Raw genomic sequence first — 14,000 nt, 5'->3', positions numbered from 1 at the left:
GGACCGTCGCCAAATCGGCGATTGGTGGAGGGATTGGTTAACCAACTTTGTCCATCTTTTGAATCAATCGGCAACAGACGCGTGAAGGTGCAGGGGGCACCAGCGAACTGTGATCGTGACGGGTGCCAGGTCCGCAAACCGGCATGCCGATTGAGAGTGGTCGTATGGCGTTTTTGCGTTTGAAGAACCGGGGTGACGCTCCTCTTGGGGGGGTAACTTCGCAAAAGTCTGGTCATCGTTGGGTCGTGGTGCCTGCTGTCGGCGCCGCCCTCGTGCTGTGGTCCGCCGCCACCTTGGCGGGGCTCCATTCGGTGAGCACCTCGCTGAGCGCCGCTTCCAACGGATTGCCGCAAGGCCTGCTTTCGCCGCGCAACATCGCGCTTGGCGACCAGCGCCGGCAGATCGCCAACGCCTGGGCGCCGCACCTTGCCGTCAATGGCGGCTACAAGGCAGGCTCGCTCACCGGCGGCTGCGATTCCGGCTGCTTCAGCCTCGCGACAAGCTTCAGGCATGACGGCCAAGCTCCTGAAAAATTGAAGAAAGAAGGCCACGCCGGCAAGACGGCGCGCCTCAAGCTGCCGGCGCCGGATAGCGTCGCGCATGAAAACGTCGTGGTGGCTTCGGCCGCCGGGGCCGTCGACCGCTTCGACGGCGTTGTAAAGCGCGCCGCGCTTTCGCCGCAAAAGCTTGCCGATGCCTTTGCCCGCGCCGAGAAGGCGCCGTTCCTGCTGGCCAGCCTGCCTTCGGCGAGCCGCTTCGGCGGCGCGCTGCCAGGCGCCCCGGCGGAAGCCCGCTTCGGTTCGCGGCCGGCCGAAATCGCCGGCGCTTCCGACTTGGCGCTGGCGCTTGCCAACATAGCGCCGGAGGACACGGCCGACCTTCCGACCGCCGTCGCGCTCGAAAACGCCGACGCGCCAGATGTCGCCGCCAAACCGGACAACGGCAAGGACGGCACGTATCAGGTCGCCTCGCTGCCGCCGCAGGACGATCTGCCCGACACCATTGCCGTGCCCGGCCTTCGCCCGCGCGCCACGCTCGAACGCGCCACCGAAGCGCCCGAAGAAAACGCCGCCAGGACGCAGAAGCCCGAAGCCGCGAAGCCGCAGGTTGCCAAGGCCAAGCCGCGGCCGGCCGCTGCCGATACCGCGCAAGGCGCACCGACGGCGGTCTCGCCGAGGAACGGCGACCAGGCCCTGCCGGGCGTGACAGGTTCGAAACCGCTCGTGACCGACTCCAAGCCAGGCAAGCGCAAGGCGCAGGCGTCCGAGATGCTCGCCTATGCCAAGCCGGACACGCCGGAGCGCGGCGGACTCGGCAGCGCGTTCCGCAACCTTTTCAATGGCCCCACGACGGGCAATGGCGTTGCCGTCTACGATATTTCGGCGAGGACCGTTTACATGCCCGACGGCTCGAAGCTGGAAGCGCATTCAGGGCTGGGCTCGATGGTCGACCAGCCGCGCTTCGTCAACCGCAAGAATGTCGGCCCGACGCCGCCCGACACCTACAATCTGTCGATGCGCGAGTCGCGCTTTCACGGGGTCGAGGCAATCAGGCTCACGCCGACCAGCGGCAACAACAAATATGGCCGCAACGGCCTGCTTGCGCACACCTATATGCTGCGCGGCGGCCGTGCGGAATCCAATGGCTGCGTCGTCTTCAAGGACTATCACCGCTTCCTTGCCGCCTACAAAAACGGCAAGATCAAGCGTCTCGTCGTCGTCCCGCGCCTCACAAGCTCCCCCACCCGGGTCGCCCAGGAAGGCCGCCAGGGTTAAACCCTATCCGGCCGGCGAGCTTGTCGCCGGCACTGGCCGATCCCCACTTGCCGATCCGAAGGGCTTCGCGCCGATGCGCGCGGATGCTGGTATGTCGTCGCCGCTTCGAATTGCGATCGCGACCTCAACCGAGGACGCAACAACGACCCTTCCCAGAAGGTAGATATGGCGCAGCCCGGGCTTGCGGCAAGCCCCCGGCCATGGCGTATCAACGCTGCTCCGAAAAACGACACGGAGCATGGAATGCGTATCTTGTTATCGACTTACGGCTCGCGCGGCGACGTCGAGCCTTTGGCGGCGTTGGGCGCAGCGTTGCAGGCGCATGGCGTCGAGGCCAGGGTCAGCGCGCCGGGCGACGAGGAATTTGCCGCCCTTCTGGCCCGCGCCGGCGTGACGCTGGCACCGGCCTTCGCGCCGGTGCGCGAATGGGCGAAGGAAATGGTCAACCGCTCGCGATCGGCCTCGCCCGAGGACCGGGCCCGGCTCATTTCCGGCCAGGCGGCCGAGATCGTCGCCAGGCAATATGAGGCGCTGAGCGCGGCCGCCGAAGGCTGCGATGCAGTGGTGGCGTTCGGCCTCTTCCCGTCCTGCGCGGCCGCGCGGCTGGTCGCGGAACAACGCGGCATGCGTTACATGCTCGGCACGTTCTGCCCCATCTGGCTGCCCTCGCCGCACAACCGGCCGCATGAATATCCGGGCCATCCGCTGCCGGCCGGCGTGACCGACAACCGGCTGCTGTGGGAGCTGGACATCCGGACCAAGAACGCCCTCTTCGGCGAGGCGATCAACGGCCATCGCGCATCGCTCGGACTGCCCCCGGTGGAAAATGTCCGGGACTATGTCTACGGCAATCCCGTCCTGCTCGCCTGCGACCCGACGCTGGGACCTTGGCCGGGCTCGGACCTGATCGACGTCGTGCAGACCGGCGCCTTCATCCTGCCGGACGAGCGGCCCCTGCCCGACGGGCTCAAAGCCTTCCTCGATGCCGGCCCGCGGCCGGTCTATGTCGGCTTCGGTTCCATATCGGTCGCGAACGAAGCCGGCCCCGCCGCCATCGAGGCGATCCGCGCCAAGGGCCTCCGTACGGTGCTCGCGCATGGCTGGGCAGAGTTGGGCCCCGTCGACGATCGCGACGACTACTTCGCCGTCGGCGAGATCAACCAGCAGGCCCTATTCGGCCGCGTCGCCGCCGTCATCCATCACGGCGGCGCCGGCACGACCGTCGCCGCCGCACGGGCGGGAGCGCCGCAGGTGATCGTGCCGCAGATCGGAGACCAGCCCTATTGGGCAAGACGGGCGGCCGAGCTGGGCATCGGCGCCGCGCATGACGGTCCGATGCCGACGGCGCAGTCGCTGTCGGCGGCGCTGGAGGCGGCGCTGGCGGCAGGCGCCCGCGCGGGCACTATCGCCGGCAGGATCCGCACCGACGGCGCCAAGGCAGCGGCGAGACTGCTGGTCGAATTGCTCGGCCAGCCCGGCCGGTAAACTCATTGCGTCAGTTCAGCCAGCGCCCGTTGCAGGGGCGCTGGCGAGACCTGGATCGGGCCTGAGAATGGGCTGTCCATGTCGACGATCAGATAGATCGCCGCGGCGACCAGCGCCCCGGAAACGAGGCAGGTGAAGACGATGGTGCCGTTGCGCGGCGCCCGGAAGCCGAAGCTGGCGAAGATCAGCGTCAGCCAGGCGACGAGCAGAACGATCAGTGGCGCGGGTATGGCGCCCTCGGACTGTTCGGCCAGTATCCAGCGCTGCTCGATCAGTTTCTGCAGTTGCTGTGTCGCGGCCTGTTGTGTGGCGGTCTGCCTGGCATCCGCCGGCGTCAATCCCGCCAGAATGTCGCCGACCTGATTGAGCAGCAGTTCCGCCAGCCTGTTCGGGACGACGGTCGTGTCGCTGTCGGCGGCAGAGGTGTCGACGACGCGCTGGACGTATGCGGTCAGCGATTGCCGGGCGCTGTCCGCTTGCGGTCCGTAATGTCGAAGCGTTCGATCAAGCAGGATGAGATCGGTGGCGAAGGTGTGGACGTTGCCGTTTATGGCCTCGAATGTGTTCTTGGCTGAATTGATCATCAGGCCGAGCATAAGTGACGACAGCACCACGAACAGGTTCGCGGCAAGCCGCACCACTGCGCTGGTGTCGTCCTGAAGGTGGTGAGCAGGGAAACGCTCGTGCACCATCAGGCTGACCAGCGAGGCCCCGGCCAGACAAGCAAAGATCGCTGCGCCTACAAGCACTTCGCCCATGGCCAATATTGCGCACGGGAAGGGAAGCTTGCCAATCGGCCTCGCGAACTCATCATCCAGCGCGAAGCAAGGAGCGTAGCGGCGCAGACCACAGGTTGATAACTCCACAGGCATTCACCGCATTACGAAAACCGCTTCCAATGCCGGGCGAAGGCGCTATCTATGGCGCGGGGCGGCTCCCAATCACTCACGAGGCAATCCATGACAATTCGCGCTGTCGTCTGGGGCGAGAACATCCATGAGCGGACCAATGAGGTGGTGGCCTCGATTTATCCGGAAGGCATGCACGCGACCATTGCCACGGCGTTGAACACCGACGCAGGCATATCAGCCTCGACCGCGACGCTGGAGCAACCGGAGCACGGCCTGCCCCAATCCCGCCTTGCCGAAACCGACGTGCTCGTCTGGTGGGGTCACAAGGATCATGGCGCGGTGGCCGACGAGGTGGTCGAACGCGTAGCGCGCAGGGTCTTCGAAGGCATGGGGCTGATCGTGCTGCATTCCGGCCATTTCTCGAAGATCTTCAAGCGGCTGATGGGCACGCCCTGCACGCTGAAGTGGCGCGAGGCCGGCGAGCGCGAGCGGCTCTGGGTGACGAGCCCAAGCCATGCCATCGCCGAAGGCATCGGCGAGTTCTTCGAGCTCGAGAACGAGGAGATGTATGGCGAGCAGTTCGCCGTGCCGGAGCCGCTGGAAACCGTCTTCATCTCCTGGTTCCAGGGCGGCGAGGTGTTCCGCTCGGGCCTCACCTACCGGCGCGGCGCCGGCAATGTCTTCTACTTTCGCCCCGGACACGAAACCTATCCGACCTATCACGACGCCACCGTGCAGAAGGTGCTGCGCAATGCGGTGAAGTGGGCGCACAACCCGCAAGGGGCGAAGCCCGCCATCCTCGACGCGCCGAACGTGCCGGTGGAAAAGGCGCTGGAGCCGATCGAGGAGCGCGGGCCCAAGCTGCATGCGCATGGCGAGGCCGGTTTCCGCTAAAAAGCGCCTCTCCGCTTCGTTTGGGATTGCGCCAAAACAGCGCCCGGGTCACATTCTCCCCCCCGTTATTGAATCGAACCAAATCGCTCAAAGGGACAAAAAATGCGGCTTTTGATACTCGGTACCGGCTGGATGGCGCAGGAACATGCCCGCCGCTTCGGCGCGATCGAGGGCGTCGACATCGTCGGCGCCGTCGATGTCGATGCGGCCCGCGTCGGCGAATATGCCGACGCCTACAAGATCCCGAAGCGCTTCACCTCGCTGGAGGCGGCGCTCGACTGGGGCGATTTCGACGCGGTTGCCAATGTCACGCCCGACCGCATCCATCATCCGACCACCATGGCGCTGGTCGCCGCCGGCAAGCCGGTGCTGTGCGAGAAGCCGCTGGCGGAAAATTTCCGCAAAGCCAACGAAATGGCCGATGCCGCAGAAGCCGCCGGCATCGTCAACATGGTCAATCTCACCTATCGCAACGTCGCCGCGTTGCAGAAGGCGCGCCGGATGGTGCAGGCCGGCGAGATCGGCACTGTGCGCCATGTCGAGGCGTCCTACCTGCAGAGCTGGCTGGTGTCGAAATTCTGGGGCGACTGGCGCACCGATCCGAAATGGCTGTGGCGGCTGTCGCGCGGCCACGGCTCGAACGGCGTGCTCGGCGATGTCGGCATCCACATCCTCGATTTCGCCAGCTATGGCGCGGCGCTCGATATCGACCATGTCTTCTGCAGGCTGCGCGCCTTCGACAAGGCGCCGGGCAACCGCATCGGCGAGTACCAGCTCGACGCCAACGACAGTTTCGCCATGACGCTCGACTTCGCCAACGGCGCCTTCGGCGTGGTGCATGCCAGCCGCTGGGCCACCGGCCACATCAACGAGTTGCGCCTGCGCATCCATGGCGACAAGGGCGGCATCGAGGTGGTGCACAATCTCGAGGGCTCGATGCTGAGGGCTTGCGTCGGCGACAATGTCGAGAGCGCCAAATGGGAAGAGCTCGACGCCGGCACGGTGCCGACCAACTACCAGCGCTTTGTCGAGGCGGTGAAGAGCGGCGCGCAGACCGAGCCGACCTTCCGCCACGCGGCGGGCCTGCAGAAGGTGCTGGACCTTGCCGTGGTGTCGGACGAGAAGCGGGCGGAGTTGAGGGCCATCGCGGATACGCAGTAGCGCTTTCCTCGCCCCCGCCAAAGGCGGGGGAGAGGTGTCCGCGAAGCGGACGGAGAGGGGGTCTTCGTAGGGCGCTCCCCCTCTCCGTCTCGGCTTCGCCGAGCCACCTCTCCCCACTTCGTGGAGGCGAGGAACAAGATCACCGAGCGCGGTAAATCGCCACCGCCGCAGCCACCAGCGCGGCGTTGCCGTCCGCCACGCTTCCGTCCGGCAATTCCTTGCCGTCCTCCAGCCCGACCCGCGTCGACAGCTTCCGCGCAGCCGCCCTTTCCACGAACGGCCATACCGTGGTGTTCTCGCCGTGCAGCAGGATGGAGCGGCGGATGCCGGCGCGCTCCAGCACGGTCTCGATGCCGTCTGCCACGGCAAAGGCTTCATCCAGCGCCTGCTCGGAAATCTCGACCAGCACGCGCAGTACCCGCCCGCCATGGTCGAGGCCGACCAGGCGCTCGGCGTCGGCAATGGAGGCCAACCCCGCCTCGATGCCGATGCCGCGCTGGCGCAGACTTTCCATGACGACGGGGGCCGCCGTCTCGCTGAGATTGACCGAGGCATAGTCGGGCAGTTCGTGCCAGCCAGAGATGGCGACCAGCGTACGCAGATCGTCCTTCTCGATCCAGGCGCCGGTGGAAACGCCGATCAGCGTGCCCGGACAGGCGCGGCGCAGTGCCGCGACCGTGCTGTCCATCGCCTCCGGCGCCAGGCTCTCCCGACCGTCGGCGCCGCGCGCATGGACATGCAGCTCGGCCGCGCCCGCCGCGATCGAGGCTGCTGCGTCGCGCGCCATCGCCTCGGGATCGAGCGGCAATGCGGGGTGGAAGTCGGCGGGTCGGGCGCCGTTGATGCAGGCCTGGACGATCATCGTTGCGGCAATCCTGTTTCGGCTGGCCGGAGCCTAGCGCAGGGCCAGAATGATCGGAACGGGTATGGCGAAGTCTCCTGACAGGCCGGGCCTACAAGAGAAATACCCCTGGCCCGGCGGCCAGGGGATAAGCTTTCATTGCCGGCAATTGCCGAGCTTCGAAATCCGTTATGCCGGCACGCGCTTCAAGGCCTGCGCCATGCAGTGGATGCCGCCGCCGGTCTTGGAGATTTCGCTCATGTCGACAGCGGCGACCTCAAAGCCGCGCGCCTTCAGCTTCTCGATCAGCGTTTTGCTCGACGTCGGCGCGATCACCCTGTCCTTGCCGAGCGACATGAAGTTGCAACCCAGCGCCATCGTGTCCTGGAAGGGCACGTCGATGACCTCGTGGCCCTTGCCCTTCAGCCAGTCGACGATGCCTGGCTCGGTACAGGCGAGGCAGACGGCGGTGAGCTTTTCGGCGATCGGCACCACCATCAGGTCGATGTGGACGTAATATTCGTCGATGAAGGCGAGCCGCGTCTCCCAGCCTTCCTTGTCGAACCAGGCCTGCACCTGGCGGGCGCCCTCCTCCTGCGTGCGGGCGCCGCCGCAGCCGATCAGCACCACACCCTCCTCGATGACGTTGAAGTCGCCGCCCTCGAAGGTGCCGGCGGTCACCATGTCGTAGATAGGGATGCCGAGCTTCTCATAGGTGCGGATGGCGGCATAATTCTCGCCGCGCCGCCACCAGTTGGCCATGGCGGTGATGAAGGCGCCGTAGGGAGTCATCACGCTGGAATCGCGCGAATAGACCTGCATCGGCAGTTCCGGTGTCGGCTCGTGCCAGTGGAGGTTGACGCCGAAATGCTCGTAGGCCGCGACAAGGTCCTTGTGCTGCGCCTGCGCGATCTGGATGTTGCAGGGCGCCTCGCGCAGATGCTTGCGTGACAGCGAGCTGGTCGACAGGTGGCGCAGGAAGTTCGGCGAGCCGAGCAGCACGTCGGTCAGCACATCGGTTTCGTTGGCGAAGCCCCAGGCGGTCAGCGGCTTGGTGCCGCCATTGGGATTGCGGCGCTGCAGCGAGAACGGCTCGGCGACGATGCGGTCATGGACGGTCATGGTGTTCTCCTCGGGATGGTTTGTTTCGTGTCATGAGATGGAGGCGGCCGGGATCCACCAGTCGCGCCCGCGCGGCGTGGTGACATATTCGGGCCAGCGGAAGTTGATCGGCGGTTCGTAGTCGCAGAGCGGCGCGATCCAGTTCGAGCCGCCGACGCCGCCGCCGGTTCGCTTGACGAATTCGTCCATCGCGGCGTCGCGCGCGGTCTTGTCCTCGAGCAAGCGCAGGGCGGTGAGCGCAACCGTCTTCGCGGCGCAGGTGACCATCGGGTCGATGGTCGCCGGAATGCCGCCCAGCGCGTTCATCACCCAGGCCGGATAAGCATGGCCCTTGGCCGCGCGCAGCGCCGGACGGGCGACATAGAAGCGCGATGTCGGCGCATGCCAGCTCATGTCGGTGTAATCGTCAGATGTGGAGTTCACCTGCGATGGCGGCAGGTCGCGGCGCAGGATCGCCTCGGCGTCCTGCGGCGAAATCAGCCGCTCCAATTCGTCGATGAACGGGTTCTCCGTCGCCTCGCCGCCGGCATTGACCTGGACCTCGCGGGCGATCGCCCTCGCCTCTTCGTTCCAGCGCGGCGCACCCACGGTCGAAAGCGCCTGATAGGTGATGCCGGCCATGGCGTGATTGGCCAATCCCGGGCGCGACTTCGACACCCAGTGGCGCTCATGGCGGCAGCCGCTCATATTTGCCGCGGCTTGCGCGTTGCGGTCGAGAACGGCAGTCACCTGCTCGGCCATGGCAATGGTCGGCACGCGGATCATGTACTGGATCTCGGCAAGGCCGGCCGGAAGGTTGTCGGCGGTCGCCTGCCCTGCCGTCAGGATCGCCTCGCTGATCGACCAGCCGCCTTGATGCGTGAGCATGGAATCGCGCAGCGCCTTGGACGCCATGTACATCATCATCAGCGCGTCGTTGGCGCCGGGCGCCCGGACCGCCGAATGCGCTTGCGGGATGGGTGCTGCGTCGCTGGCGCGAACCCAATTTTCCGGCTCGTCGCAGACGAAGCGGTAGATCATCGAATAGGCGGCGCCGCAATGCGTATCCCAGCGCGCGGTGTTGCAGAGCGGCAGCATGTAGAAGGGGTGGAAGGAGATCATGCCGGCGAGGCCGTCATAATAGCCTTTGGCCGCATGGATCGGCTTCGACCCCCTCACCTTCTCGGCCGGCTCGCCGGTGAAGCGCAGCGTGCCCTTGATGCCGTGTTCCAGCATCGCCGCCTTGGTGGCCAAAAGCCCGCCGAGGCTGCCGATGCCAAGGCCCGAATGCGGATCGGTATGGCCACCCGCCTCGACGCCGAAGCCTTCACGCGGCCGTTTCACCGTCGCTGCGTCCTGGCAATTGCCGGGCACGGCGTCGTATTCGCCATACATGCCGATCACGGGGCCGTCGCCATTCGTCCAATGGGCGCAGAAGGCCGTGGGCATGCCGCCCGAGCCTTCCTCGACCGAGAAGCCCTCGCGCTTCAGCCGATCCACATACCAGGCCGCCGACTGGTACTCGCGCCACGCGGTCTCGCCGAAATCGAAGATGGTGCGCGTCCAGGCCGAGAGCAGCGGCTGGATGCTGTCGATGCAGGCTAAAGCGGTTTCTTGCGCCGAGGTCGTCACCGGTTTGTCCATGCCTAAAAGAAAGCAGTGAAGCCGCGCATCAAAAAGTGATATGTTTTCCCGGTTCGTGCAAATTCGGTTCACCTGAGGCCTCTTGCGAATACCATCCACGCAGGCGCTGCGCGCCCTCGACAGCTTCGCCCGTCACGGCAGCGTCTGGCGCGCCGCCGACGAACTCCACCTCACCCGCAGCGCCGTCTCGCATCAGTTGCGGCTGCTCGAGCGCGACCTCGGCTTCGATCTCCTGCAGCGCATCGGCAAGGGCGTGGCGCTGACGCCGCGCGGCCAGCGCTACGCGGCCGACGTCCGAAAGGCGCTGACCGTGCTTGGCGATGCGAGGACTCAGAACAGCGGCGCCGGCGTCGGCGGCTCCTTCGCTATCTCCTGCCCGCCGGGCTTCGCCTCAATGTTTTTGTGCACGCATATCGGCGAGTTCCAGCAGATGTACCCGGACGTGACGCTCTCGGTGCTCACGCCGCGGCGGCTCGACGATGTCAGCAATCCGGATGCCGACGCCTTCATCGCCTTCGGCGTCGGCAACTGGCCGAACCGGGCGGTGGAACTGCTGTGCGAGGTCTCCTTCACGCCGCTTTGCAGCCCGAGACTGCTCAACAAGGTCGGCGGTTTTTCCAAACCCGCCGACGTGCTGCGCGCCAACCTCCTGCATCTTTCCGACACCGAGGACTGGGCGCGCTGGCTGGCGCTGTCCAAGGTGGAAAATCCCGATACCGAGGGCGGCATCTTCTTTTCCGACATGAATCTCGTCTTCTCGGCGGCGATCGCCGGCCAGGGGATTGCGCTCGGCGACGAGCTGACCGGCCGCCAGGCGCTGAGCGAAGGCCGGCTGGTCAAGCCGTTCGAGGCGACCGTCCCCTCGCCGCGATCCTATTTCCTCGTCTTCGAGCACGCCAAGGCGGGGCACCCGGTGCTCAATGCCTTCGGCGACTGGCTGAGGGCTAAGCTGTCGGAGAGCAGCCTGGCTAAGTATTGAGATCGGCGCTTCCGGGTCGCCGTTCCTCGGCACCCGTGAATCAAATTTGCCGATCAGGCGAAAACTATTCGGTTGCGGTGAACGCGCGCCGTGCCTACGATTTCACCGGGAACTGAGGAAAGAGCCAGGATGCAGCAACCCGGCCGGGCCGCAGAAATCAAAGCGAACGGGATCGGCAAGAGCTTCGGCTCGTTCCGGGCGCTCGACAATCTGTCGCTCGATATAGGCCGCGGCGAATTCCTCACGCTGCTCGGACCATCCGGCTCCGGCAAGACCACCTTCCTGATGATCCTCGCCGGCTTCGTGCAGCCGAGCGAAGGCAAGCTTTTCAGCGACGGTGTCGACATCACCAACCGGCCGGCCGAGCAACGCGCCGCCGGCATGGTGTTCCAAGGCTATGCTTTGTTCCCGCATATGAGCGTGGAACAGAACATCGCTTTCCCGCTCAAGGTGCGCAAGAAATCCGCCGCAGAGATCAAAAGCCGTGTCGGCGAGATGATCGAACGCGTCGGACTGAAGGGTCACGAGAAGAAGCTGCCGGCGCAGCTTTCCGGCGGCCAGCAGCAGCGTGTGGCGCTGGCCCGCGCGCTGGTGTTCGAGCCGGGCGTGCTCTTGCTCGACGAGCCGTTCTCGGCGCTTGACAAGAGCCTGCGCGGCCAGATGCAGGCCGAGATGAAGCGACTGCACCAGGAGACCGGCACCACCTTCGTCTTCGTTACGCACGACCAGAGCGAGGCGCTGGCGCTGTCGTCGCGCGTCGCCATCTTCAACCACGGCAAGCTGTTGCAGGTCGGCAGGCCTGACGAGGTCTATAACCGGCCGACCAACCGCTTCGTCGCCGAGTTCCTGGGCGAGATCAACATGCTGCCGGTGAAGGGCGTGCGCCCCGCCGACAATGGCGCGACAGGGCTCTGCGAAGACCGCGCGGTCAACATGCGCTGCAAGGCCGAGGCGATCAAAGGCGACGCCATCCTCGCCATCCGCCCCGAAGACATGTCGATCGCGCCGGAGGCGTTCGCCAACCAAAACGGCATCGCGGCGACCGCTGTCGCCTCGACTTATCTCGGTGCCGCGACCAAGCTCGACCTCACCACGCGCCAGGGCGCCAAGGTCACCGTATCGGTGCCGAACGAGGTCGCGGCCGCTGCGCTGAGCAAAGGCAATTCCGTCTGGCTGACCTGGCCGGCGGAAAAGGGTTTCCTCCTTCCGGACGGAGGACAATAGAGAGCGCCGCCGCGGCCTTAATTCGCCGCCCGGCTTCCGGTTCAAAATCAACGACAACAAGGGGAACTGACATGACGAACGAAACCAAGAAACAGACGATCGAATCCCTCGCCGAGCGGACCAAGCGCGGCGAGATCTCGCGCCGGCAGTTCGCGCAGCTTGCGGGCCTCGTGCTCGCCGGCACGCCGATGCTTTTGCGCTCGACCGGCGCTCAAGCCGAGACCAAAGGGCTGGTGCTGGTGAACTGGGGCGGCGACGCCATAACGGCTTACGATGCCGCTTACGGCCAGGCCTTCACCAAGGAAACAGGCATCCCGGTCAAGATGGACGGCTCCGGCCCGACCGAAGGTGCTATCGCCGCGCAATACAAGAGCGGCGCGCCGACCTGGGACCTGGTCGACGTCGATCCGTTCTCGGCCATCACACTCGGCGGCCAGGGCATGCTCGAGCCGATCGACTACAAGGTCGTCGACAAGAGCAAGATGCGGCCGGGCTTCGGCTGGGAATATGCGGCTTCCACCTATTTCTTCTCCTATGTGATCGCCTACGACTCGCAGAAATTCGGCTCCAACGCGCCGACCGGCATGGCCGACTTCTTCGACGTCAAGAAATTCCCCGGCAAGCGCTCGCTCTACAAATGGGGCGTGTCGAGCTGGGAAGCGGCGCTGCTGGCCGACGGTGTGGCACCCGCCTCGCTCTATCCGCTCGATCTGAAGCGCGCGCATGACAAGATCGCCGCCTTCAAGGAAAACGTCGTCTCCTATTGGGGCGGCGGCGCCGAAAGCCAGAGCGTGCTGCTCAACGGCGAGGCTTCGATGGCGATCGTATGGTCGACCCGCGCCTCGTTGATCGAGCAGGACTCCGGCGGCCAGATCAAGTTCATCTGGGACCAGGGCCTGATCTCGCCCGGCGCGCTGGCGGTGCTGAAGAATAATCCCGGCGGCAAGGACGCGGCGATGAAGTTCATCGCCAGCACCCAGGATCCGCAGAAGGAGCTGGTGATGTTCGACAAGCTCGGACAGGGCCCGGCCAATCCGGCGGCCGATGCGCTGATCCCGGCCGACAAGAAGCGCATCAACCCGGTCGATCCGGACAACATGAAGAAGCAGATCCCGCTCGACATGGAGTGGTACGCCAAGAATTACGGCGCCGCGCTCGACGAATACACCAAGATCATCTCGGCCTGATCAGGCCGAGATTTTCTGACCGATGAGAGGCCTTCTCTCCGACAGGATGGGCGCGGCGCTGTTGATGGCGCCGCTGCTCCTGTTTTTGATCCTTGCCTATGCCTGGCCCTTCGTCGGCGTGGTGAAGTGGAGTTTTACCCTCCCAACACCAGGCCTCGGCCAGTACAACGCCTTGCTCACCGACGACCTGGTGCAGTCGGTGTTCATCCGCACGCTGCGCATCGCGGCGATAGTCACCGTGGTCTCGGTCACCGCCGCCTATGCCATCACCGTGGTCTGGGTGCGCGGCAGTCCGGTGCAGCGTGTGCTGGCGGAGTTCTGCATCCTGGTGCCTTTCTGGATCTCGGTGCTGACGCGCGCCTTCGGCTGGGTCGCGCTGCTCTCCAACCGCGGCCTGATCAACACCTGGCTGCAATCGGTCGGCTTTATCTCGGAGCCGCTGACTTTGGTGCGCAACGAGTTCGGCGTCATCGTCGGCATGTCGCATTTTCTCATTCCTTTCGCGGTGTTCCCGCTGGCATCCGCCATGCGCAGCCTGGACGAGCGCGTGCTGCTTGCGGCGCGCGGCCTTGGCTCCAGCCGCATGCGCACCTTCTGGACGGTGTTCGTGCCGATGACGCGCTCCGGCATCATCGGCTCGGCGCTGATCACCTTCGTCTTCTCGCTGGGCTTCTTCGTCACGCCGGCAATCCTCGGCGGCGGCCGCAGCGTCATGATCGCGGAGCTGATTTATCTGCGCATCTTCCAGAGCCCGGACTGGGGGCTGGGCGCGGCGATCAGCGTCGTGCTGGTGGTGTTCGTCGGCGCGCTGATGGCGCTGCTGTTCCGGTACGTCAAACCGAAGCAATTGGTGTAGCC

12 protein-coding genes are annotated in these 14,000 nt (G+C 65.6%); 8 read left to right on the top strand and 4 right to left on the bottom strand.

The features are described 5' to 3' along the window. The first annotated feature begins 245 nt into the window (after positions 1 to 245). Positions 246 to 1,775, top strand: coding sequence for a tlde1 domain-containing protein (locus LB520_RS18050; protein ID WP_224638355.1), 1,530 nt, complete (start codon positions 246 to 248; stop codon positions 1,773 to 1,775). 243 nt (positions 1,776 to 2,018) lie between these two features. Next, entirely contained in the window at positions 2,019 to 3,260 is a 1,242-nt protein-coding gene (locus tag LB520_RS18045; protein WP_224638354.1) for a glycosyltransferase, read from the top strand. Positions 3,261 to 3,262: 2 nt separating this feature from the next. On the opposite strand, the gene LB520_RS18040 is transcribed toward LB520_RS18045, so the two are convergent. Continuing rightward, the gene (locus LB520_RS18040; RefSeq protein WP_224638353.1) at positions 3,263 to 4,018 is read right to left on the bottom strand and encodes a DUF4239 domain-containing protein; all 756 of its coding nucleotides are present in this window, start codon (positions 4,016 to 4,018) and stop codon (positions 3,263 to 3,265) included. A 201-nt stretch (positions 4,019 to 4,219) separates the two neighbouring features. Between LB520_RS18040 and LB520_RS18035 the strand changes: the two genes are divergently transcribed. Next, the gene (locus LB520_RS18035) at positions 4,220 to 5,005 is read left to right on the top strand and encodes a ThuA domain-containing protein (RefSeq protein ID WP_224638352.1); all 786 of its coding nucleotides are present in this window, start codon (positions 4,220 to 4,222) and stop codon (positions 5,003 to 5,005) included. 102 nt (positions 5,006 to 5,107) lie between these two features. Further along, positions 5,108 to 6,166 carry a Gfo/Idh/MocA family protein gene (locus LB520_RS18030; protein WP_095767112.1) on the top strand — a complete coding sequence of 353 codons (1,059 nt, stop codon included), beginning with the start codon at positions 5,108 to 5,110 and terminating at the stop codon, positions 6,164 to 6,166. 139 nt (positions 6,167 to 6,305) lie between these two features. Here the strand turns inward: LB520_RS18030 and LB520_RS18025 are convergent, their stop codons facing one another. From LB520_RS18025 to LB520_RS18015, 3 genes are all read right to left on the bottom strand, one after another. Continuing rightward, positions 6,306 to 7,028: a 3-keto-5-aminohexanoate cleavage protein gene (locus LB520_RS18025; RefSeq protein ID WP_224638351.1), complete on the bottom strand. Its 723-nt coding sequence runs from the start codon at positions 7,026 to 7,028 to the stop codon at positions 6,306 to 6,308. A gap of 168 nt (positions 7,029 to 7,196) precedes the next feature. After that, the gene (locus LB520_RS18020; protein WP_224638350.1) at positions 7,197 to 8,129 is read right to left on the bottom strand and encodes a dimethylarginine dimethylaminohydrolase family protein; all 933 of its coding nucleotides are present in this window, start codon (positions 8,127 to 8,129) and stop codon (positions 7,197 to 7,199) included. Positions 8,130 to 8,159: 30 nt separating this feature from the next. Next, a complete protein-coding gene (locus tag LB520_RS18015; RefSeq protein WP_224638349.1) occupies positions 8,160 to 9,752 on the bottom strand; it encodes an amidohydrolase in 1,593 nt (530 codons plus the stop codon). Positions 9,753 to 9,834: 82 nt separating this feature from the next. On the opposite strand from LB520_RS18015, the gene LB520_RS18010 reads away from it, so the two are divergent. The 4 genes from LB520_RS18010 (at position 9,835) to LB520_RS17995 (ending at position 13,998) form a co-directional block, all read left to right on the top strand. Then, on the top strand, positions 9,835 to 10,731 hold the full coding sequence (locus tag LB520_RS18010; protein ID WP_095767109.1) for a LysR substrate-binding domain-containing protein: 897 nt from the start codon (positions 9,835 to 9,837) through the stop codon (positions 10,729 to 10,731). A gap of 129 nt (positions 10,732 to 10,860) precedes the next feature. Continuing rightward, positions 10,861 to 11,955, top strand: coding sequence for an ABC transporter ATP-binding protein (locus LB520_RS18005; RefSeq protein WP_224638348.1), 1,095 nt, complete (start codon positions 10,861 to 10,863; stop codon positions 11,953 to 11,955). A 71-nt stretch (positions 11,956 to 12,026) separates the two neighbouring features. Next, a complete protein-coding gene (locus LB520_RS18000; RefSeq protein ID WP_224524851.1) occupies positions 12,027 to 13,142 on the top strand; it encodes an ABC transporter substrate-binding protein in 1,116 nt (371 codons plus the stop codon). A gap of 22 nt (positions 13,143 to 13,164) precedes the next feature. Beyond that, positions 13,165 to 13,998: an ABC transporter permease gene (locus LB520_RS17995; RefSeq protein ID WP_224638347.1), complete on the top strand. Its 834-nt coding sequence runs from the start codon at positions 13,165 to 13,167 to the stop codon at positions 13,996 to 13,998. The last annotated feature ends 2 nt before the right edge of the window (positions 13,999 to 14,000 follow it).

This window comes from Mesorhizobium sp. CA12 (genome assembly GCF_020165255.1).
GTDB lineage: Bacteria > Pseudomonadota > Alphaproteobacteria > Rhizobiales > Rhizobiaceae > Mesorhizobium.
The sequence above is the reverse complement of the archived record's forward strand: the minus strand, read 5'-3'. Positions and strand labels throughout refer to the sequence as shown.

Coding starts and splice junctions, on each gene's coding strand:
- LB520_RS18025 (WP_224638351.1), bottom strand. CDS start 7,028: ATGATCGTCCAGGCCTGCATCAACGGCGCCCGACCCGCCGACTTCCAC.
- LB520_RS18015 (WP_224638349.1), bottom strand. CDS start 9,752: ATGGACAAACCGGTGACGACCTCGGCGCAAGAAACCGCTTTAGCCTGC.
- LB520_RS18045 (WP_224638354.1), top strand. CDS start 2,019: ATGCGTATCTTGTTATCGACTTACGGCTCGCGCGGCGACGTCGAGCCT.
- LB520_RS18040 (WP_224638353.1), bottom strand. CDS start 4,018: ATGGGCGAAGTGCTTGTAGGCGCAGCGATCTTTGCTTGTCTGGCCGGG.
- LB520_RS18030 (WP_095767112.1), top strand. CDS start 5,108: ATGCGGCTTTTGATACTCGGTACCGGCTGGATGGCGCAGGAACATGCC.
- LB520_RS18035 (WP_224638352.1), top strand. CDS start 4,220: ATGACAATTCGCGCTGTCGTCTGGGGCGAGAACATCCATGAGCGGACC.
- LB520_RS17995 (WP_224638347.1), top strand. CDS start 13,165: ATGAGAGGCCTTCTCTCCGACAGGATGGGCGCGGCGCTGTTGATGGCG.
- LB520_RS18000 (WP_224524851.1), top strand. CDS start 12,027: ATGACGAACGAAACCAAGAAACAGACGATCGAATCCCTCGCCGAGCGG.
- LB520_RS18020 (WP_224638350.1), bottom strand. CDS start 8,129: ATGACCGTCCATGACCGCATCGTCGCCGAGCCGTTCTCGCTGCAGCGC.
- LB520_RS18005 (WP_224638348.1), top strand. CDS start 10,861: ATGCAGCAACCCGGCCGGGCCGCAGAAATCAAAGCGAACGGGATCGGC.